Genomic DNA, 19,279 nt, shown 5'->3' with positions numbered 1-19,279 from the left:
AGTTCCTCCTTTATATCGTGTTACGTGGTATAATATTTTCATCTCCTTATGAAAGGAGGTGAGTTTCTTATGGCTAAGAATCCACCTAAAGACGGACGTCGTAAAGGTGCGGTGAAAAGTCGTTCTCAAGTTAAAAATCCTAAAACGGGACGTTATGTTAAACGTAATTCTGATACTGGTAGATTTATGGACATGAAATCAGATTCAAAACCGTTTAAAGGTGTTCGCAAAGAACATTAACTTGAGTGGAGCTACTCTAATTCATTTAGGGTGGCTTTTATATCGTTTTGGGCAATCACTTGATTAATCACAATTGAAAGATTTCCAACTAATATTTCATCATGTTCTTCATAGCCAGCTTCATACATCATTGCGTGCAATAGCTCATGAATTAAAATTTGCTTTTTTCGTTCGAATGATAATCCTTGTTTAAGTTGTATGAGACTATCTTTATAAATACAAAGGCCTAAACAACTTGGATCGTTATCGACATCTTCAATTTGAACTATTTTGTATTTAACACCGCATACGTCTATGTTCATTCCATTTCCTCCTTAAATGTTTGTTCGATTGTGGGTGTTAAACTTCTTCGGCTAAAAACTTATTAATAAAGTATTGCTGCCCTTTACCTGTCACCTTAGGTGTCTTACTAATTGATGTATGACCATCTGAATGTGTGATTGATGTTTCCTTGATTTCGAATAACTCACGTTCCATTGAGTATTGAGTTGGCATGTTATAGTCGATGCCTTTACGTTTGATTAGGAAACCATTTTGTCGTAACCATTCAAATAATCTACGTTGTCCTATATTCACACCGTTTTGCTTAATAATCTTTGCTAACTCCCCAACCAATATTGAAGTTTTAGTAGTTGCTACTGCGTCTGCGAACAACACTTTAGGTTTATCTTTTTCAATCTGTGTTTCTAACTGATTGATTGTGTTATTAGCCATCTTAAATGCGCGTTGCATTATCATTTCTGGACTATTCCATGCTTTCTCTACTTGTATGAAATATTGTCTTGCTCGTTTACCGGGTTCGCTTCGTTGAATCATTGCGATTTCTTTTGCAGTGTCTAATGTTAGTGCGTGGTCAATATAGTGAGTCATATTGCCTTGAGCTGTTGCTCTTTTTTGAGCGATAGCTGTATAATCTGTATTTTCTTCAAATCCGTATTTGAGCATTCTTGGAAACCAATCTTTATATGCAGTTTTAACTTCTAATGCTTGGTGAAGTTCTCGACCACTGATTGCGATTTCTCCATTTTCTTTTTCTTGAATATTGAACATTCTTGATATATTTGATTTGTTTTGTAAATCTTGCATAATGTTTATGCTCCTTTCTGCTATACTCCTTATAAGGAGGTGAAATTTATTTATGAATATTAAAGATTTAAAATCTATAGATGTGTTGTTGAAAAAAGTTTGCAATGAATTGAATTCTAATCATTATTATCAAATCGTCTGTAACTACAAAGGTACTTTTGTCACTTTGGATTTTGTCCTTCCATTTCTATGGAATGGTGAGTTTTATTGTTCAGAGCCTAAAACCATTTCTTCCATCCGTGATGATAAAGAAGTTATCTATATGAATATAGATTCTCAATATTACTCGATTAAAGATGGGTCTATATTTAAGTTCAAACAATTTATAAAACATTTCGAAAATAAAGAGACTAATTATTTAATGCTTTATCTCTTGGAAAATAAACAATTTTATAAATTCGACAATCAATTTAGTGACTTTGTTTATAACATTGAATCTTTAGATAAAAGTTGGAAATTACCAATTACTAAAGTTGATGACGATTTAGAATTCATTTCTTTACAATTGGTAGAACCTGAACAAAGTTAGACTCGTATTCTAATTTTGCATGTACTAAATTAAGGACCGCGTATGCTTCTTCATACGTTGGTTCTTTTCCTTTTATAGATTGTAAAATTTCGTTGACAAGATTCTGCGTGTCTTCGTCATAGTATGTTTCAAAAGCTTGTTCTTTTAACTTGTAAAATTTGAAAAGTTGCTCTCTACTTGGTTTTAATTCTTCCATTTGATTACCTCCTTATTAAGTTGTTTGATGTTCTTTTTCTTTAAATGCTAAAATGATTGATTTCTTTTTATCATTCATAAATACGAAATTTTCGTATTCGTTACCTAAAAAAATATCATCGTATTTAACATTAAAAGCGTTCATATATTTAGAAAGCAAACTATCTTTTATGTTAGTAGAATCTTTTTCCATGTTTTGAATAGTACGTGATGAGACTTTAAATAAATCTCCCAACTCTTCTTGAGTTAATCCGTAATCAGTTCTCAACTCTTTTAATGTTTTCATTTGCTCACCGCCTTTCGGTAATACTAATATAATACGAATTTTTCGTATAGTCAACATAAAATACGTTTTTTTCGTAAAAAACTTTACTTTAATATGAAAATTTCGTATAATACGAAATAAGGAGGTAATAACCTATGAATAAAGAACGCAACAGAATAATTGCCAATAATATAAGGAAGTATTTAAAAGAAACTGAAATGACTCAAAAACAGTTAGCTGAATTAATTGATATTAAACCATCTACATTAAGTGATTATTTAAACTTACGCTCTAATCCATCACATGGTGTAATCCAAAAAATAGCTGATGTTTTTGGTATAGTTAAAAGTGATATTGATACTACTTATAAAGAAGATAACGACATCACAACTGTGTACAATCAACTCACACCTCCACGCCAAGAAAATGTGCTCACTTATGCTGAAGGGCAACTAAAGGAACAAAATAAAGTAACTTCTATAGATGATTACAAAGATGTCAATATTAACTTATACGCAGCAGCTGGATTAGGTACGATGAACTTCGACAAAGAAAATCTTATTGAACAAGTTAGGATGCACGTTACTGAAGTACCTAATGAGTATGATTTAGTTGCTAGAGTTACTGGTGATAGCATGTACCCCTTCTTTAGAGATGGAGAAATCATATTTATTAAAGAACAACACTATTTGACCGAAAATATGATTGGTTTAGTAGAAATTAACGGAGAAGCATTTTTGAAAAAAATGTACAAAGAAGACGATCGTTTAGTATTAGAATCTCTGAATAAAGATAAAAATGAAAACGGAAAAGCACTCTATCCTAAGTTTTACGCTGATGAATTAGATGATGTGCGTATTATAGGGAAAGCAATTTAAAAAATAAATTTTATAAAAAAAAAGATATAGTTAGGTTTTATTAACAGCGTCTAAGACGCTTTAATATAAATAATTTTAGAGGAGCAATGTAGAATGGATATACCAAATAGCGATATCGAAATTCGTCCTTCACTAAGTAATTTGCAATTCTATATAGGACAAACTGGTAAACCTGAGCACGATCCGTTACTAAATTTCTCGTTACTTTACGAACATGCAGAATTAGGGGTACGTTTCACTCTAAGTGGCTTAAATAGAATCAATAACCCTTATAAGTCAGATAACGAATTACATTTAATGATTCTTTTATATGATAAAGTTGGCGGTATTGGTTTTGATTTACGTAATTTTTGGACATTAAAATTAAATAGTGAAACTATGAAAAAATACTATGAAACAGTCCAATTCACATTATATAAATTTGAACCGAATAATAGAAGTTATGATTTTACTAATATCTATCAACAGTTAAAGATATTGGTTTTACCAGAAGAAATTGATAAAGAAGAAATTGATAAAGAAACATTTATGAACTGGATGACATGGCCACAGCACAATGAAATATTAAGTACTAAAATACCTATATACCATCGCAAGGAGATTGAAAATGATTAATCCTATTCCAACCTCTCATGAAGAATTTCTGAGAAGAAGATATCCGAAGGGTGATATCCCGGTCAATTTTAAAATAGGTCATCAAAACGAAAAAGATGATACAATGGGACTGTATGATAGTGATTCTGGAGGTGGAGACATGAGTAACTATGTAACTAGAGAAGAGTTTAAAGAAGAAATGCGTGCGATGAGAAGTGATATGAATAATAATTTTAACAGCATTAGAACTGATATGAACAATAATATTAATAGTTTGCGTTCAGAAATAAATGCTAATGCTAATAATTTGCGTATTGAAATGCAAAATTCTATTAGCAAACTACCAACCAACTCAGATGTTAAAAATATGCTATTAGAAAACAACAAGGAGTTAGATAAAGAGGCTAAGCAAAATAGGAACACAATAATAGGTTGGACTATCGGCATAATCGGTTTAGGTTTCACAATAGCTAAAAGTCTAGGTTTGTTATAATTGAATATTGTAAATTAAATGTTATAATACTGGTATCGAGGGTTTCAGACCCACCATTATATGATTAGAGCTTTAGGCTCACTGACGTCTGTATTATGCAGACGTCTTTTTTATGCAATTTCACAGGGTACCTAGTCCCCTTTTTTACACTCTATTACATTTGACCCGTTGAGAGTATATAAGTTACATCAAATTGATTAACAGCGTCCTAGTGGCGTTTTAATATAAATTAATAGGATAAACACATATGCTGAACTTTATTGAAACATAACGAAACCACGGATAAAAAGCCGTGGTGATAACAATTTTGAAAAAATGTATTTGGGCAGTTAAGGAGGTGTTTTCATGGAAATAATCGAATTTAGTCATGATAATGAAACTTATACTTATATAGTAGAAACAGTATCAGGTATAAGATTTTCTCATACTGTCCATATAGATATGCCATTTAAAGAAGTTACAAATGAATTGCTCCAAAGAGAGAAAGAAATTGAAAACCAGCATGAAAAAAAATAAAATTCATAGGGGGGCTAGTAACATGAGTGAACAGGATCAAATTAATTTAAACGAATTAAAAATCGTTTTCCCCATTATAATTGTATTTTTTGTATTAAGTATTTTAATTTCATGACAAAGGAGAATCATAATGAATACATTATATAACTTAAGAAACAAACATTATTTAGACATTGAAGAACTAACTAATAAGTTAAATAAAATTTATGGTACAAAATATGAAGTCCACCAATTATGGGAATGGGAGAATCATAAAAAAGATCCCAATATGAAAGATGCTCTTATACTTGCAAACTTTTTTAATACGTCTTATGAGGAATTTCTAGATAGTAAAATGCGACAAAGACAAAAGGAAATTATGGATGTTGAAATCAGAGATGTTAATAAATAAAAGAACAAGTTGATTAGCAGTTCTATATTAACAACAGTATTTAATTAAGAAATAATATGAAAAATGTGTGGGGAATCAACTTAATTAGGAGTGATTCTTTGAAAATATTAAGAAAAATATACAAGGATGATAAACCACTTTATCAAGTTGAAACTGATTTAGGTTTAATAATAAATGTTACTGTTTCAGATCATATGTCAAAAAATGAAATTAATGAAGTTATTAATCTCGTAGCACAAGATGCAGATAATAGGCTAAAAGATAGTATAGAATAATGATTACTACAAAAATACAATCGCAAAATGAATGTAAAAATATAATTAATACTATATAAGGCGGTATACATGTTGGAAAACATTTTCAGTACTCGTTTAAAAGAAATGATGAAATCTCACGACTACAAACAAATTGACATAGTCGAAAAGTCAAAAGCTTATGCTGAAGACTCTGGTGTAAAACTCACAAAAACTTTTATAAGTGATTGTGTTAATGGGAAGATTGTTCCACGACAAGAAAAATTAAGTTTACTTGCTAAAACTTTGAATGTAAGTGAAGGATGGTTATTAGGCTATAGCATTCCAAAAGATAGAAACAACTCTGATAATATGATAAATAAAATTAGATTGAACGTTCAAGGATTGAGTAATTCTGAACTTGAACAAGTTAATAGTTTTATCGAATATCTAAAATTCAAAAGAAAAGTGCCTAACTAAATTAGACGATGGAAGTTGATGATATTGTAAGTGAATATAATAAAGATAAAAATTATAAGGAGGTGTTTAAAATGAAAAGATTAGTAAAAAAAGCTATTCAATACATTGTACTAAACGTAATTTACAGTATTGCACGAAGAATTTTAGACGATCGAAAAAAGAAATAAAATAAGGGTACTCTATTACCCTTATTATTTTTTTTACTTTTTTAAGGAGGAATCGATAACAATGTCGACATTTACAGTGACAAAACGTAAAAATAAAACATCAACATCATGGCAATATGATGTTAAACATCCCTCTTTTAAGTCTGGTAAAAAACGTAAGTCTGGTTTTAAAACTAAAGCTGAGGCTACGAATGCAGCGCAGCAATTAATCAGGGATTTAGAAGATGGAAACAACTTAGAGAACAATAAAACTTTTGAAGCATATTATAAAGATTGGATGGAGATTAAAAATAAAAAACACGTTGCTTCACAACAATACTATTGGTATGAACGTTCACTAAAACTATTTAATGAATGGTTTGGTGAAAAATACTTAATCAACAATATTAAACGTACTGATTATCAAAAATTCTTAAATGATTTTGGTCAAGGACGTACAGATGAAACAGTAAGAAAAATAAATGGTTGTTTATCACCTTGTCTGAGAGACGCAGTATATGACGGCTATATAAAAAAGGACCCTACTTATCAAATTGATATTAAAGGGACCAAAAAAGCCAAAGAAGAATCTACAAAATATATAACTATAGACAATTATCTTAAATTGCTAGAATATTTTAAATCTCGAGAAGAACAGAGTTATATTTTTCTATATATTTTAGGGATAACAGGAGCAAGATATAGTGATGCTATTAATATGACAAGTGTCGATTTAAATAGTAAAGAAGGCATTATACATTTGAGAGGTACAAAAACAAGCAATGCCGATCGTTTTGTAGAAGTAACAACTAAGGATATTTTATTAATTAAATCCAAACTCGCTAAACAACCACAACGTGTTGATGGTAAATTATTCAAATTAAGTCACAACGCTGTAATAAAATCTTTTAATTTCGCAAAGAAACAAATAGGATTAAAAGATGAATCTATTACCCCTTATGTTCTCAGACATACTCACACATCGTATTTACTTTCTAAAGGAATTCCTGTTGAATATATAAGCAAGCGTTTAGGACACTCTAGCATATCAATTACACTCGACACGTATTCTCATCTACTAGATGAACATAAAAAAGAGCAAGGTCAACGTGTCAGAGAATTATTCTCTTGACACATATTTGACACTTGCTGCCTTAAAAGCCTTGTATATAAAGGCTCATGTATGGAGACGGCGGGATTTGAACCCGCGTCCAGAGGTCCTGATACTAACCTTTCTACGTGTGTAGTCTATCAATCAATTTCGCATGATGGTAGGAGATAGACAACCAACATCATACTAGTTTGATTCATCTCTTCTAGACAGACTTCAAACGGCAGTGTCTAGCGTATCCTACTTAAGGTTGAATCGCGTTAACTGCACATAGGAGATGCAGTTAGGCGATGCAGAGTGCTATTAGGCAGCTACTGCGAAATTATTGTTTGATTTGCCAGTTATTATTAACTGTGTGTGTTGTTGCGGAGACAACCCTCCGACACGCTTAATTAGCTCGGGGGACCCCTGTCGAATCCAAGAACGTCCCCTTAATATGAAATTAATGTACTTTCTGATGTGTTAACACTGTGTTTACATTTCAGAAAGCACATTTAATATTACCAAAGATGGAGACCTTTGGCAATATTTTCGCTTAATAACGGGCTTTCATTGCTCTATCTATATCACGTTTTACTGCTTTTTCTTTCAATGCTTGGCGTTTGTCATATTTTTTCTTACCTCTTGCAACACCAAGTAAGACTTTACAGTGGCCATGTTTTAAATAAAGTTTTAATGGGATGATTGAGTAACCCACTTCTCTTGTTTGGTCACCAAGTTTGTTAATTTCACGTTTGTGAAGAAGTAGCTTACGTGAACGACGTGGATCATGGTTAAATCTATTACCTTCTTCATATGGTGCAATATGCATATTCTGAAGGTAGATTTCCCCGCGATTGACTTGCGCGTAACTATCTTTCAAGTTTGCACTGCCACGACGAATGGATTTAATCTCTGTCCCTTGTAACACAATGCCCGCTTCAATCGTGTCCTCAATAATATAATCATGTCTCGCTTTACGATTTTCAGCTAATGTTCCAGGTGATTTTTTCTTTGGCATTGAGTTTCACCTCTTTGTTGATTTATTTTTTCTTTTTACGTGCTTTTCTTTTAACTTTCTTGTCTTTGTAGAAAGGTTTGTGTTTGGTATTACCATCACTATGTTTCTCTTTGTTACGACGGTTTTTACCTTTACGTTGGTTTTGCTTTTTGCCCTTTTGGTCTTTAGAGCTGTCTAGTGATTTACCACGTGTTTTTGCTTGTATTGTCTTACCACGCGCTGGTCTTTGACTAGCGCGATCGTTATTTTTAGGTAATGGCATACCTACAATTTGGAAATCTATCATGCGTTCATCTACATCAACGTTTATGACCTTGATCTTAACTGGATCACCGATGCGAAATACTTTAGCTTGGCGTTCTCCAATCATTGCCATTTGACGTTCATCAAAGTGATAGTAGTCATCTGTCATGTTAGACACGTGGACCATACCCTCAATTGTGTTTGGCAATTCGATAAACATACCAAAATTGGCAACTGAACTGATGATACCTTCGTATTCTTCACCTAAATGTTGAATCATATACTCTGCTTTTTTCAGTTCATCTGTATCGCGTTCTGCTTCAATGGCACGACGCTCACGTTGTGAAGTATGTTCTGCAATTTCTGGCAGCATATCTTCCCATTTATTTAAAGTCTTATTATCCATAGATTTTTCTATAAGGTATTTACGGATTAATCTATGCACGATTAAATCAGGGTAACGACGGATTGGTGAAGTGAAGTGTGTATAGTATTCAGCTGATAATCCAAAGTGACCTAAATTGATATCATCGTATTTAGCTTGTTGCATTGAGCGTAGCATCATTGTTGAGATAACCATTTGTTCGGGTTGACCTTCAACTTCTTGTTGAATTTTCTGTAATGTTGAAGGATGGATATCCTCTCCAGTACCTTTAATCATAAGTCCGAAATTAGTTATAAAATCAAAGAATTGACGTAAACGATCTGATTTTGGTTGTTCATGTACACGATAAATAAACGGAACGTCTAATTTGTTAAAGTGTTCTGCAATCGTTTCATTGGCTGCAAGCATAAATGATTCAATTAATCTTTCGCCTTCTCCGCGTTGTCTTAATTGAACTTCAGTTGGAATACCATCTTTATCAACTAATACTTTTGCTTCATTAATATCAAAGTCAATTTCTCCACGACGTCTACGCATGTTAATTAATCGATTTGATAAATCTTGTGCGAGATCGAGCATTGGTGTAACTTCTGCATAATGATTGCGTGTAGCTGCATTCTGATCGGTAATAATTTCATTCACTTCATCGTAAGTCATTCGATAATTAGAGTGGATAACACTATCAAATATTTCGTGTTTCACAACTTCTCCGCGTTCATTCAATTCCATTTGACAACTTAGAGTTAATCGGTCTACATCAGGATTTAATGAACAGATTCCGTTACTTAAACGATGTGGAATCATTGGAATAACACGGTCTACAAGGTATACACTAGTTGCTCGACTATAGGCTTCTTCATCTAATGCAGAGCCTTCTTGAACGTAGTAGCTTACGTCAGCAATACTTACAGTCAATTGTGTGTGACCATTGTTTAACTTTTTAATGCTTATTGCATCATCCAGGTCCTTTGCATCCGCGCCATCAATGGTAATTGTAAGTTCATCACGTAAATCTCTGCGACCTTCTATTTCATTTGGATTGATTTCTTCTGGTACAGCTTTTGCCTCAGCTAACACATTATCTGGAAACTCTATTTCGATACCATGTTGATAAATAATAGATAAGATATCTACGCCTGGGTCATTTTTATGACCGAGTATTGCTGAAATATGACCTTCAGGATTGTCTGTACCATCTGCATATTTAGTAATTTGTACTAATACTTTATGGCCATCAACTGCACCTAAATTTTGACCTTTAGGAATAAAGATATCTTGCATGATACGTTTGTCATCTGGTAATACGAATCCGAAGTGGCGTGCTTCACTGTATGTTCCAACAACTTGCTTTACAGAGTGGTCTTCAATGGATTTTACTTCGCCTTCTACTTTACCTTTATGCTCACCTTTCGAATTCTGGATTTCAACAGTTACGGTGTCGCCATCCATAGCACGATTAATCTTGGTTGGTGGGATGAAAATATCTTCCATATCCTCATCTTCAGGACGTAAGAATGCAAATCCTTTTTTGTTTTGACTCAATTTTCCTCGAATCAATTTAGTTTCTTTTGACTTAGCAGATGCTTTACGTTGATATCTATCTGTCTTCGTACGTTCAATTAGACCAACTTGTTCTAGTTCAACAAGTACTTTAATTAAATCTCTAAATGAATCTGCACTGCTTAAGCCTAAGGCATCTTGAAAATCAGACACTGACATCGGTTCATAATCTGGTTGTTTGATTATTTCTTCAATGGATTGTTTTAAATTCATTATGCCCCTCCTTTCTATATTTTCTACGTTTATATTTTAATTTGACCAATCTAATGATTCTAAAAATTGATATACATCTTCAAATACTAATTCCTTTTCTTTATCTATTGTAATTACATGTCCAGAATTAGCATACCATTTAATTGCTTTATCATCAGATTCGCTCTCGTTGTATATAATGTTTGCAGAATCTGTATTTATCATTTTATCTTGTTCAGCTTGAATCACTAATAGAGGATCCATAACTTCATCTATATGATCACGTACATCTTGTATTTGACCTTGTAATTCTTTTAATGTGTCAGTTGGATGAAAGGCAGCCATTTCTGACTCAATTGTGTCTTGGTCTTTGCCTTCGTATTTTTTAAAATTACGTGCATAGTCTAAGACGCCTTCAAACATAGCACCTTCTGTCTTAATATACATAGGTGAACACATGGTTACAATACCCTTTACATCTCTATTTAAGCTTAATTTCAACGCAAAACAGCCGCCTAAAGATAAACCTACTACAACAATTTCTTCGTAGCCCTTTTCAACTAAAAAGTCATAGCCATCTAATGCATCTTTATACCACACATGTGGGCTAGATTCGAGAATTTCTTCAGGTGGTGCGGCATGGCCTTCATATTGTGGCGCATAGCTCGTATAGCCCTTCTTCTGTAAAAATCGACCTAATTGACGGACATCTGCAGAATTCCCAGTAAAACCATGTAACAATAACACAGCTCGAGGACCTTCTTCAAAGAAGAACGGTTTTGGTAGTTTGATTTGCATTGTGATTCAATCCTTTCGCATATGCTTGTATCAATATTACTTTAATAATTATTAATTTACTAAACCAAATCAATATAGAGTCCTACTCTATACATTATAAATAAAAAAGCCCGACTTTTACATTGTCGGACCTTATATACCCAAATAACTTATGCCTAACATTAACAAGAAGAAAATGACAGACAATACAATTGTTAATCTATGCAAGAATAAATCGATGCCGCGTTGCTTTTGTTTTCCAAATAACTGTTCGGCGCCACCACTGATTGCACCTGAAAGTCCATTACTTTTACCTTCTTGGAGTAACACAACAGTTATTAATGCAATACAATCTATAATTAAAAGTATGATGAATAATGTATGCATGAAAATTGTCCTCCATTCATTATATACGAATCGCATTATATCACACGTTCGTTGAATTTAGCAAACTTCTATCTATTAAATGTACTTTTACGCTTTACTGAAACGACAAACATATAAATTGCTAATAATAATGACATCACTAATACTATCGTTAATGGGAAAATGTTGATTGTTCCCTTAACATCTAAGATAGCACCATAAACTGAGCCTATATTAATTAAGTTGTATAATATTTGTGATGTAAATACTGCAAACATAAACCACCATAAATATGTGTGTCTATTCCAAATTGCAATCACACCAGCTAAATTAGCTAATATATACATTACGCCAGTAAATTGAAAGCTATTTCTAATTGTACCAATCGCATTCTCTGATGGCTGTTGACCACTATTAGCTAACATTTGTTTAACTACACTATCGTCTAATATCACAAATAAATGTATTGCATAAAGTATTGCGATAATTAAAGAACAGTAAGCAATCATATGAGCAGTCTTGGTTTCCCTTGATTTTGCTTTTGCCTCCATAATAAGTTCGTGCTCCTTCTTTATATTACATCTTTAATTATATCAGTTTCAGACCAAAATATGAATAAATTAAATAGCATATATAACTTCAATTGAAAGTGATATCAGTTCTATATAAATAATGAAATAAAGTGATTGACCTATAAATACGACATAATGCATAAACACACAATAATCTATTTGTATTCGACTTCGTATCACCAAAAATAAAGAGAGCCGATTGAAATCCTTAAATTTCAATCGACCCTCTATTGTCTAAGATTTAAATCTTAAATTTAAGCGCGTGAACTCTCATTTATGAAATCTTAGCTTTATTATTTAGATAAGTTATAGAAAGATTTAAGCCCGTCAAACTTGCCTGTTTCGTATAATTCATCTTCGATACGTAATAATTGGTTGTATTTTGCAATACGGTCAGTTCTTGATAATGAACCAGTTTTGATTTGTCCAGCATTTGTTGCCACTGCAATATCAGAGATTGTAGTGTCTTCTGTTTCACCTGAACGGTGAGATACAACTGCTGTGTAACCAGCTTTTTGAGCCATTTCAATAGCATCAAATGTTTCAGTTAATGTACCGATTTGGTTAACTTTGATTAAGATTGAGTTACCGATACCTTTTTCGATACCTTCAGATAATTTAACAGTGTTTGTAACGAATAAATCGTCACCTACTAATTGAACACGATCGCCGATACGGTCAGTTAATACTTTCCAACCATCCCAGTCGTTTTCATCCATACCATCTTCGATTGTGATGATTGGATATTTGTTAACTAATTCTTCTAAATAGTCAACTTGTTCTTCGGCAGTACGTTTTGCACCATTTTCACCTTCGAATTTAGCATAGTTGTATACGCCATCTTCGTAGAATTCAGAAGAAGCACAGTCAAATCCTAAGAATACATCTTTACCTGGCTCTAAACCTACAGCTTTGATTGCTTCTAAGATTGTTTCAACAGCGTCTTCAGTACCTTCGAATTTAGGAGCGAATCCACCTTCGTCACCTACTGCTGTTTCTAAACCACGGTTTTTAAGGATTGATTTTAAGTTGTGGAAGATTTCAGCTCCCCAACGTAATGATTCTTTGAATGATTCAGCGCCTACTGGCAATACCATAAACTCTTGGAATGCGATAGGAGCATCTGAGTGAGAACCACCATTAACGATGTTCATCATTGGAACTGGTAATTGTTTACCATTGAATCCACCTAAATATTTATAAAGTGGTTGTCCTAATAAATCAGCTGCTGCACGAGCTACGGCGATTGATACACCAAGGATAGCGTTAGCACCTAATTTACCTTTATTTTCTGTACCGTCTAATTGAATCATCATTTTATCAATAGAAACTTGTTCTAATACTGAGAATTCACCTTCTACGATTTCTGGTGCGATGATTTCGTTAACATTTTCAACAGCTTTAGTAACACCTTTACCTAAATAACGTGATTTGTCTCCGTCACGTAATTCAACTGCTTCATGTTCACCAGTTGAAGCACCTGATGGAACTAATGCGCGACCAAATGCGCCACTTTCAGTTAACACTTCAACTTCAACTGTTGGGTTACCACGTGAGTCTAAGACTTCGCGAGCGTAAACATCTGTAATAATTGGCATGTTTATAATCTCCTTTTTTGTAAGTAGTTTAGAAATATTAAATTTCATCTTCATTATAGCTATTAAAGCCATAAATACAAGTAATTTAATTGTCTATAAATTTAGCAAGATGTCCTATTCCTCAATCTATTTTTTAAAATAAAATTAAAGTCACAGAACATCTTGAAATTTCTATAAGTTAGTCCTGTTAATTATTCATGGTTAATTAGTGATTCACCAGTCATATCTTCTGGTTGCTCAACATTTAATAAGTCTAATAATGTTGGGGCCAAATCTCCTAATCTTCCCGTTTCTCTCAATGTTAATCCATCTTTAGTAACGATGACTGGTACCGGATTTGTTGTATGCGTAGTCATTGGTTGATCATCATCTGTTAGGACCATATCTGAGTTACCATGGTCAGCAGTAATAATCGCTTGTCCACCCATTTCGATAATTTTATCTACAACTTCTCCAAGACATTCATCAACAGCTTCAATCGCTTTGATTGTTGGTTCTAGCATTCCACTATGACCTACCATGTCAGGGTTAGCAAAGTTTAAAAGAATTAAATCTAAATCACCTTTAGCTAATTCTTCTAATAATGCATCTTTAACTTCATAAGCACTCATTTCTGGTTTTAAATCATAAGTTGCTACTTTTGGAGAATCGATTAAACGACGTCTCTCACCTTCGAACTCATCATTTCTACCACCACTCATAAAGTAAGTTACATGTGGGAATTTCTCTGTTTCAGCAATACGTAATTGCTTTAAGCCATTGTTCTGCGCAACTTCACCAATCGTATTTGTTAGATCAACTTTTTCAAACACAATTTCAGCGTCTACATTATCATTGTATTTAGTGAAAGTAGCATAGTATAAGTCATTTACACGGTCAACTTTGAATCCATCAAATGCCTTATCTGTGAAAATTTCAGAAAGTTGTCCTGCTCTATCTGGTCTGAAGTTGAAGAAGATAACTGCATCTCCGTCATTCACACCATCATTTTGATCAGCTACAACGAATGGTTCAACAAATTCATCTGTTAAATCTTTAGCATAGTTTGCTTCTACACCTGCTTTAGCAGAATCGAATTTTTCACCACCAAAGTTGCGAATAGCATTATAAGCTTTTTCTTCTCTATCCCAACGTTTATCACGGTCCATTGCGTAATAACGACCTGAGATAGAAGCGAATTGACCAATGCCAATTTCTTTGAATTTAGCTTCTGTTTCTTCAATATATTTCAAGGCAGATTTTTGATCTACGTCACGTCCATCTAAGAAACCGTGAACATAAACTTTTTCTACACCTTGTTGTTTCGCTAATTCTAAAATAGCAAATAAATGTTTATAGTGACTGTGAACTCCACCGTCTGATAATAAACCAAAGACATGTAGTCCTGAATTATTATCTTTAACATGTTGCATTGCATTATTTAATACGCCATTGTCAAAGAAATCGCCGTCTTCAATTGATTTATTGATACGAGTTAAACTTTGATAAACAACACGTCCAGCACCAATATTCATGTGTCCAACTTCTGAATTACCCATTTGTCCTTCTGGAAGACCAACATCTAAGCCACTTGCTTCGATTTGAGTTGTTGGGTAGTTACTGTAGTAACGGTCAAAATTGGGTTTGTTAGCTAGTTTTACGGCATTGCCATGCTCACTTTCTCTATTTGCAAAACCATCTAAAATAATTAATGCAGTTGGTTGTTTTGCCATATTATTTTGCACCTTCCAACAATTGTACATAATCATCTACTTTAAGAGATGCGCCTCCAACTAAAGCACCATCGATATCTGATTCAGCCATGTATTCTTTGATGTTGTTTGGTTTAACACTACCACCATATTGGATTCGAGTTGCATCTGCTACTTCTTGGCTAGCTACATCAGCAACTGTTGTTCTAACAAATGCACACATTTCGTTTGCATCTTTAGCTGTTGATGATTTATCAGTACCGATAGCCCAAATTGGTTCATATGCAATTACAACTTGTTTCAATTGTTCTTCAGATAAACCAGCTACTGCTTTCTTAACTTGTTCTCCAACAACTTCATTTGCTTTACCGCTTTCGCGTTCTTCGTCAGTTTCACCAACACAAATGATAGGTGTCATGCCATGATTAAATACAGCATGTGCTTTTTTGTTGATTTCTTCATCTGTTTCATGGAAAATTTCACGACGCTCAGAGTGTCCAATAACAACATATTTAACACCTAAATCAGCTAATGCTACAGGTGATGTTTCACCAGTAAATGCACCATTATCTTCAAAATAAGTGTTTTGAGCACCGATTTGTAGTCCTTGTGCTTTACCATCATTAACTGCTGATACTAATGCATCTAATTGAATAGTTGGTGCACAAATAACAGATTCTACTTCATTTGTATCAGGTAAAGTTGGTAATGCATCGATAAAATCTTTTGCTTCTTGAACAGTTTTGTTCATTTTCCAGTTACCTGCGATAATTGGTTTTCTCATTATATTACACTCCTATTAGTTAAATTATGATTAAATCTGTAACAGCCCTTTAATCAAAGTTTCTCAGTTATGAGTTGCGTGTATTATTTATCAGCGATTGCTACTACGCCAGGTAATTCTTTACCTTCTAGATATTCTAATGATGCACCGCCACCTGTTGAAATGTGACTGAAATCATCAGCATAACCTAAAGAAATCGCAGCTGCAGCTGAATCGCCACCACCAATGATTGTATTAGCATCTTTAAGTCCTGCAATTGCTTCACAAACACCAATTGTACCTTTAGCGAAATTACTTAATTCAAACACTCCCATAGGTCCATTCCATACAACTGTATGTGCGCCTTGAAGTTGTTCTTTAAATAGTTCAACTGTTTTAGGTCCAACATCCATCGCTTCTTGATCTGCAGGGATGTCATCAACTGAAACTTCTGTAATTTCAGCATCGTTTGAGAATTCTTTTGCGACTTTACAATCTACTGGTAATACAATTTGATCTCCAGCACGTTCTAATAAGTCTTTTGCAAAGTCAACTTTGTCTTCTTCTAATAAAGATAAACCAATTTCTTTACCTTGTGCTTTGAAGAATGTATATGACATACCGCCACCAATAAGTACTTTATCTGCAATGTTTAATAGATTAGTGATGACACCAATTTTGTCAGAAACTTTAGCTCCACCAAGGATAGCTACTACTGGCTTCTCAGGATTTTCGACAACACCGCCGATATATTTAATTTCTTTCTCCATTAAGAAACCTGCAACTGTTTCTAAATTAGATGCAATACCTACGTTTGAGGCATGTTCACGGTGAGCTGTACCAAATGCATCATTTACAAAAACATCACCAAGTGAAGCCCAATATTTACCTAATTCAGGATCATTTTTAGATTCTTTTTTGCCATCAACATCTTCGAAACGTGTATTTTCTACTAATAATACATCGCCTTCTTTAAGATTATTAACAGCTTGTTCAAGTTGTTCGCCGCGTGTTTCTGGTACAAACACAACGTCTTTACCTAATTTTTCAGTTAAAGCTTCTGCAACAGGTTTTAAAGTTAATTCGGCTTTATCGCTTTCTTCTTTCACTTTTCCTAAGTGAGAGAACAATACAACTTTTCCACCTTCATCAATAATATACTTGATAGTTGATAATGCTTGAACGATACGGTTGTCGTTTGTGATTTTTCCGTCTTTCATCGGCACGTTAAAATCAGCGCGGACAAGTACAGTTTTACCTTTTAATTCTAAGTCAGATACAATTTTTTTAGCCATCTAAACTTCCTCCTCTTAATGGAACAATAAAGTAAAATAAGCGGAGAAGCGTTTGTGCTCCCCGCTTACTCCTAAGCCTATTGCTAAAATTTAATACAGCACACTGGCTTGCTAAATTAATTTGACATTAATGATTATTTAGCTTGAGTTGCTAAATGTTCTAATGTACGTACTAATTGTGAAGTGTAAGACATTTCGTTATCGTACCAAGCTGCAACTTTAACTAATTGACGATCGCCAACAGTCATTACACGAGTTTGTGTTGCATCGAATAATGAACCGTAAGTGATACCAACTACGTCAGAAGATACGATTTCGTCTTCAGTGTAACCGAATGATTCGTTTGAAGCGTTTTTCATTGCATTGTTAACGTCTTCAACGCTTACGTCTTTTTCTAATACAACTGTTAATTCAGTTAAAGAACCAGTAGCAACTGGTACACGTTGCGCACCACCGTCTAATTTGCCGTCAATTTCAGGGATAACTTTACCGATTGCTTTAGCAGCACCAGTTGAGTTAGGGATGATATTTTCAGCAGCTGCACGAGCACGGCGTTTGTCACCTTTAGCATGTGGAGCATCTTGTGTATTTTGGTCACCAGTGTAAGCGTGAATTGTAGTCATAAGACCTTCAACTAAACCAAAGTCATCATTTAATACTTTAGCTACTGGAGCTAATGAGTTAGTAGTACATGAAGCACCTGAAACAACTGTTTCTGTACCATCTAATTCGTTATGGTTAGTGTTGAAAACGATTGTTTTCAAGTCACCAGTTGCTGGAGCTGAGATTAATACTTTTTTAGCACCTGCATTGATGTGAGCTTCTGCTTTAGTTTTGTCAGCGAAGAAACCAGTACATTCTAATACTACATCGATGTCTAAGTCACCCCATGGTAATTTACTTGGGTCTGGCTCAGAGAATGATTTAACTTCTTGACCGTTAACACGGAAACCGTCTTTTTCAACTTCAACTTCTCCAGTGAAGCGACCTTGCATAGTATCATATTTTAATAAGTGAGCTAACATTTCGTCATCTGTTAAGTCATTTACTGCTACTACGTCGATTCCTTCAACGTTTTGAATTCTTCTGAATGCTAAACGACCAATTCTACCAAAACCATTAATTGCTACTTTTACTGCCATTAAAATGGCCTCCTTTAAAAATGATATTTAAAAAGTGAAATCACTTTTTAGTACTATTGTTTGCAATAACTCTAGCCGCACCTTCATCTGTAATTAATACAGTGTTTTTAGGAGCAATTGATAGGTAAGCTTTAATTGCTTCTCCTTTTGATTTACCCCCTGCTACGGCAAAAATAAACTTCTTCGACTCAAGATCTTCTAATTGTAGTCCAATCGTTTTCACTTTATGAACCACATCGCCTTGATCATCGAAATAATATCCAAATGCTTCTCCTGAGGCATTGTGATGTTGAAGTTTATTTATAACTTCACTAGGTGATTGACGTCTACGCGCCATCTTCAGCGCATCACCAATGCCGTGGATTGTAATATTGGATTCTTTAATCTTTTCAAGTGTATGGATGACTGAAGGTTCTAACATAAGTGTGTTATAAGTTGTCTCACTTACATTATCAGGAACGTATAATGTCGTATAATCCCCGCCGGTTTGTTGCGCCATACTTGCCGCAATTGTATTGGCTTGATAAACAACATTTTC

The 19,279-nt window shown here is 33.8% G+C and carries 25 protein-coding genes, 1 other RNA gene and 1 pseudogene; 10 read left to right on the top strand and 17 right to left on the bottom strand.

From position 1 onward, the window contains the following. Positions 1-69: 69 nt before the first annotated feature. Positions 70-240 carry a hypothetical protein gene (locus tag SH09_RS16875; RefSeq protein WP_162846337.1) on the top strand — a complete coding sequence of 57 codons (171 nt, stop codon included), beginning with the start codon at positions 70-72 and terminating at the stop codon, positions 238-240. An 11-nt stretch (positions 241-251) separates the two neighbouring features. On the opposite strand, the gene SH09_RS10760 is transcribed toward SH09_RS16875, so the two are convergent. Next, entirely contained in the window at positions 252-542 is a 291-nt protein-coding gene (locus SH09_RS10760; RefSeq protein WP_042739652.1) for a hypothetical protein, read from the bottom strand. 37 nt (positions 543-579) lie between these two features. Next, complete coding sequence (locus SH09_RS10755; RefSeq protein ID WP_042739651.1) at positions 580-1,326, bottom strand: phage antirepressor KilAC domain-containing protein; 747 nt, start codon at positions 1,324-1,326, stop codon at positions 580-582. A gap of 52 nt (positions 1,327-1,378) precedes the next feature. On the opposite strand from SH09_RS10755, the gene SH09_RS10750 reads away from it, so the two are divergent. Then, positions 1,379-1,855, top strand: a complete 477-nt coding sequence (locus tag SH09_RS10750; protein ID WP_042739650.1) for a hypothetical protein — start codon at positions 1,379-1,381, stop codon at positions 1,853-1,855. Here SH09_RS10750 and SH09_RS10745 read toward each other — a convergent pair. The 3 genes and pseudogenes from SH09_RS10745 to SH09_RS16075 all read right to left on the bottom strand — a co-directional run. After that, positions 1,818-2,051 (bottom strand): hypothetical protein, encoded by a 234-nt coding sequence (locus SH09_RS10745; protein ID WP_042739649.1) that lies wholly within the window; start codon positions 2,049-2,051, stop codon positions 1,818-1,820. The genes SH09_RS10750 and SH09_RS10745 overlap by 38 nt on opposite strands. 15 nt (positions 2,052-2,066) lie before the next feature. Then, complete coding sequence (locus SH09_RS10740) at positions 2,067-2,336, bottom strand: helix-turn-helix transcriptional regulator (protein WP_016064915.1); 270 nt, start codon at positions 2,334-2,336, stop codon at positions 2,067-2,069. A 12-nt stretch (positions 2,337-2,348) separates the two neighbouring features. Beyond that, positions 2,349-2,508 (bottom strand): annotated as a pseudogene (locus tag SH09_RS16075) (transcriptional regulator); the annotation flags it as partial. On the opposite strand from SH09_RS16075, the gene SH09_RS10735 reads away from it, so the two are divergent. From SH09_RS10735 to SH09_RS10710, 8 genes are all read left to right on the top strand, one after another. Continuing rightward, positions 2,471-3,193, top strand: a complete 723-nt coding sequence (locus tag SH09_RS10735) for a LexA family transcriptional regulator (RefSeq protein WP_042739648.1) — start codon at positions 2,471-2,473, stop codon at positions 3,191-3,193. The pseudogene SH09_RS16075 and the gene SH09_RS10735 sit on opposite strands and share 38 nt — an antisense overlap. A 93-nt stretch (positions 3,194-3,286) precedes the next feature. Continuing rightward, positions 3,287-3,808, top strand: a complete 522-nt coding sequence (locus SH09_RS10730) for a hypothetical protein (RefSeq protein ID WP_042739647.1) — start codon at positions 3,287-3,289, stop codon at positions 3,806-3,808. After that, positions 3,801-4,280 (top strand): hypothetical protein, encoded by a 480-nt coding sequence (locus SH09_RS10725; RefSeq protein ID WP_042739646.1) that lies wholly within the window; start codon positions 3,801-3,803, stop codon positions 4,278-4,280. Before SH09_RS10730 ends, SH09_RS10725 begins: the two co-directional genes overlap by 8 nt. Positions 4,281-4,625: 345 nt before the next feature. After that, complete coding sequence (locus SH09_RS16580; RefSeq protein WP_158001724.1) at positions 4,626-4,796, top strand: hypothetical protein; 171 nt, start codon at positions 4,626-4,628, stop codon at positions 4,794-4,796. 130 nt (positions 4,797-4,926) lie between these two features. Beyond that, positions 4,927-5,187, top strand: a complete 261-nt coding sequence (locus tag SH09_RS10720) for a helix-turn-helix transcriptional regulator (protein ID WP_082039222.1) — start codon at positions 4,927-4,929, stop codon at positions 5,185-5,187. Between the two features lie 98 nt (positions 5,188-5,285). Next, positions 5,286-5,462 carry a hypothetical protein gene (locus tag SH09_RS16575; protein ID WP_158001723.1) on the top strand — a complete coding sequence of 59 codons (177 nt, stop codon included), beginning with the start codon at positions 5,286-5,288 and terminating at the stop codon, positions 5,460-5,462. 69 nt (positions 5,463-5,531) lie between these two features. Then, positions 5,532-5,900, top strand: a complete 369-nt coding sequence (locus tag SH09_RS10715) for a helix-turn-helix domain-containing protein (RefSeq protein WP_052495442.1) — start codon at positions 5,532-5,534, stop codon at positions 5,898-5,900. Positions 5,901-6,128: 228 nt separating this feature from the next. Continuing rightward, on the top strand, positions 6,129-7,178 hold the full coding sequence (locus SH09_RS10710) for a tyrosine-type recombinase/integrase (protein ID WP_042739644.1): 1,050 nt from the start codon (positions 6,129-6,131) through the stop codon (positions 7,176-7,178). Between the two features lie 49 nt (positions 7,179-7,227). Here the strand turns inward: SH09_RS10710 and ssrA are convergent. From ssrA to SH09_RS10655, 12 genes are all read right to left on the bottom strand, one after another. Next, positions 7,228-7,588: a transfer-messenger RNA gene (gene ssrA, locus SH09_RS15910) on the bottom strand. Between the two features lie 104 nt (positions 7,589-7,692). Beyond that, positions 7,693-8,157, bottom strand: coding sequence for an SsrA-binding protein SmpB (smpB, locus tag SH09_RS10705; protein ID WP_042739643.1), 465 nt, complete (start codon positions 8,155-8,157; stop codon positions 7,693-7,695). A 22-nt stretch (positions 8,158-8,179) separates the two neighbouring features. Further along, on the bottom strand, positions 8,180-10,558 hold the full coding sequence (gene rnr / locus SH09_RS10700) for a ribonuclease R (protein ID WP_042739642.1): 2,379 nt from the start codon (positions 10,556-10,558) through the stop codon (positions 8,180-8,182). 36 nt (positions 10,559-10,594) lie between these two features. Next, on the bottom strand, positions 10,595-11,335 hold the full coding sequence (locus tag SH09_RS10695) for an alpha/beta hydrolase (RefSeq protein WP_042739641.1): 741 nt from the start codon (positions 11,333-11,335) through the stop codon (positions 10,595-10,597). A 132-nt stretch (positions 11,336-11,467) separates the two neighbouring features. Next, positions 11,468-11,701: a preprotein translocase subunit SecG gene (secG, locus tag SH09_RS10690; RefSeq protein ID WP_042739640.1), complete on the bottom strand. Its 234-nt coding sequence runs from the start codon at positions 11,699-11,701 to the stop codon at positions 11,468-11,470. 68 nt (positions 11,702-11,769) lie between these two features. Further along, complete coding sequence (locus tag SH09_RS10685; RefSeq protein ID WP_042739639.1) at positions 11,770-12,231, bottom strand: hypothetical protein; 462 nt, start codon at positions 12,229-12,231, stop codon at positions 11,770-11,772. 314 nt (positions 12,232-12,545) lie between these two features. Continuing rightward, positions 12,546-13,850: a surface-displayed alpha-enolase gene (eno, locus tag SH09_RS10680; protein ID WP_042739638.1), complete on the bottom strand. Its 1,305-nt coding sequence runs from the start codon at positions 13,848-13,850 to the stop codon at positions 12,546-12,548. A 191-nt stretch (positions 13,851-14,041) separates the two neighbouring features. Beyond that, on the bottom strand, positions 14,042-15,562 hold the full coding sequence (gpmI, locus tag SH09_RS10675; protein ID WP_042739637.1) for a 2,3-bisphosphoglycerate-independent phosphoglycerate mutase: 1,521 nt from the start codon (positions 15,560-15,562) through the stop codon (positions 14,042-14,044). A 1-nt stretch (position 15,563) separates the two neighbouring features. Continuing rightward, positions 15,564-16,325 (bottom strand): triose-phosphate isomerase, encoded by a 762-nt coding sequence (gene tpiA, locus SH09_RS10670; protein ID WP_042739636.1) that lies wholly within the window; start codon positions 16,323-16,325, stop codon positions 15,564-15,566. Between the two features lie 83 nt (positions 16,326-16,408). Further along, a complete protein-coding gene (locus SH09_RS10665) occupies positions 16,409-17,599 on the bottom strand; it encodes a phosphoglycerate kinase (protein WP_042739635.1) in 1,191 nt (396 codons plus the stop codon). A gap of 134 nt (positions 17,600-17,733) precedes the next feature. Next, positions 17,734-18,741 (bottom strand): type I glyceraldehyde-3-phosphate dehydrogenase, encoded by a 1,008-nt coding sequence (gene gap / locus SH09_RS10660; RefSeq protein ID WP_042739634.1) that lies wholly within the window; start codon positions 18,739-18,741, stop codon positions 17,734-17,736. Between the two features lie 40 nt (positions 18,742-18,781). Continuing rightward, positions 18,782-19,279, bottom strand: a 498-nt coding sequence (locus SH09_RS10655; protein WP_042739633.1) for a sugar-binding domain-containing protein, incomplete at its 5' end; no start/stop codon positions are given.

Origin of the sequence: Staphylococcus gallinarum, assembly GCF_000875895.1 — a bacterium.
Taxonomy (GTDB): Bacteria; Bacillota; Bacilli; order Staphylococcales; family Staphylococcaceae; genus Staphylococcus; species Staphylococcus gallinarum.
The sequence above is the reverse complement of the archived record's forward strand: the minus strand, read 5'-3'. Positions and strand labels throughout refer to the sequence as shown.

Excerpts from the sequence above, each read along its gene's own strand:
- SH09_RS16875 (WP_162846337.1), top strand. The coding sequence starts at position 70 with ATGGCTAAGAATCCACCTAAAGACGGACGTCGTAAAGGTGCGGTGAAA.
- SH09_RS10760 (WP_042739652.1), bottom strand. The coding sequence starts at position 542 with ATGAACATAGACGTATGCGGTGTTAAATACAAAATAGTTCAAATTGAA.
- SH09_RS10755 (WP_042739651.1), bottom strand. The coding sequence starts at position 1,326 with ATGCAAGATTTACAAAACAAATCAAATATATCAAGAATGTTCAATATT.
- SH09_RS10750 (WP_042739650.1), top strand. The coding sequence starts at position 1,379 with ATGAATATTAAAGATTTAAAATCTATAGATGTGTTGTTGAAAAAAGTT.
- SH09_RS10745 (WP_042739649.1), bottom strand. The coding sequence starts at position 2,051 with ATGGAAGAATTAAAACCAAGTAGAGAGCAACTTTTCAAATTTTACAAG.
- SH09_RS10740 (WP_016064915.1), bottom strand. The coding sequence starts at position 2,336 with ATGAAAACATTAAAAGAGTTGAGAACTGATTACGGATTAACTCAAGAA.
- SH09_RS10735 (WP_042739648.1), top strand. The coding sequence starts at position 2,471 with ATGAATAAAGAACGCAACAGAATAATTGCCAATAATATAAGGAAGTAT.
- SH09_RS10730 (WP_042739647.1), top strand. The coding sequence starts at position 3,287 with ATGGATATACCAAATAGCGATATCGAAATTCGTCCTTCACTAAGTAAT.
- SH09_RS10725 (WP_042739646.1), top strand. The coding sequence starts at position 3,801 with ATGATTAATCCTATTCCAACCTCTCATGAAGAATTTCTGAGAAGAAGA.
- SH09_RS16580 (WP_158001724.1), top strand. The coding sequence starts at position 4,626 with ATGGAAATAATCGAATTTAGTCATGATAATGAAACTTATACTTATATA.
- SH09_RS10720 (WP_082039222.1), top strand. The coding sequence starts at position 4,927 with ATGAATACATTATATAACTTAAGAAACAAACATTATTTAGACATTGAA.
- SH09_RS10715 (WP_052495442.1), top strand. The coding sequence starts at position 5,532 with ATGTTGGAAAACATTTTCAGTACTCGTTTAAAAGAAATGATGAAATCT.
- SH09_RS10710 (WP_042739644.1), top strand. The coding sequence starts at position 6,129 with ATGTCGACATTTACAGTGACAAAACGTAAAAATAAAACATCAACATCA.
- smpB (WP_042739643.1), bottom strand. The coding sequence starts at position 8,157 with ATGCCAAAGAAAAAATCACCTGGAACATTAGCTGAAAATCGTAAAGCG.
- rnr (WP_042739642.1), bottom strand. The coding sequence starts at position 10,558 with ATGAATTTAAAACAATCCATTGAAGAAATAATCAAACAACCAGATTAT.
- SH09_RS10695 (WP_042739641.1), bottom strand. The coding sequence starts at position 11,335 with ATGCAAATCAAACTACCAAAACCGTTCTTCTTTGAAGAAGGTCCTCGA.
- secG (WP_042739640.1), bottom strand. The coding sequence starts at position 11,701 with ATGCATACATTATTCATCATACTTTTAATTATAGATTGTATTGCATTA.
- SH09_RS10685 (WP_042739639.1), bottom strand. The coding sequence starts at position 12,231 with ATGGAGGCAAAAGCAAAATCAAGGGAAACCAAGACTGCTCATATGATT.
- eno (WP_042739638.1), bottom strand. The coding sequence starts at position 13,850 with ATGCCAATTATTACAGATGTTTACGCTCGCGAAGTCTTAGACTCACGT.
- gpmI (WP_042739637.1), bottom strand. The coding sequence starts at position 15,562 with ATGGCAAAACAACCAACTGCATTAATTATTTTAGATGGTTTTGCAAAT.
- tpiA (WP_042739636.1), bottom strand. The coding sequence starts at position 16,325 with ATGAGAAAACCAATTATCGCAGGTAACTGGAAAATGAACAAAACTGTT.
- SH09_RS10665 (WP_042739635.1), bottom strand. The coding sequence starts at position 17,599 with ATGGCTAAAAAAATTGTATCTGACTTAGAATTAAAAGGTAAAACTGTA.
- gap (WP_042739634.1), bottom strand. The coding sequence starts at position 18,741 with ATGGCAGTAAAAGTAGCAATTAATGGTTTTGGTAGAATTGGTCGTTTA.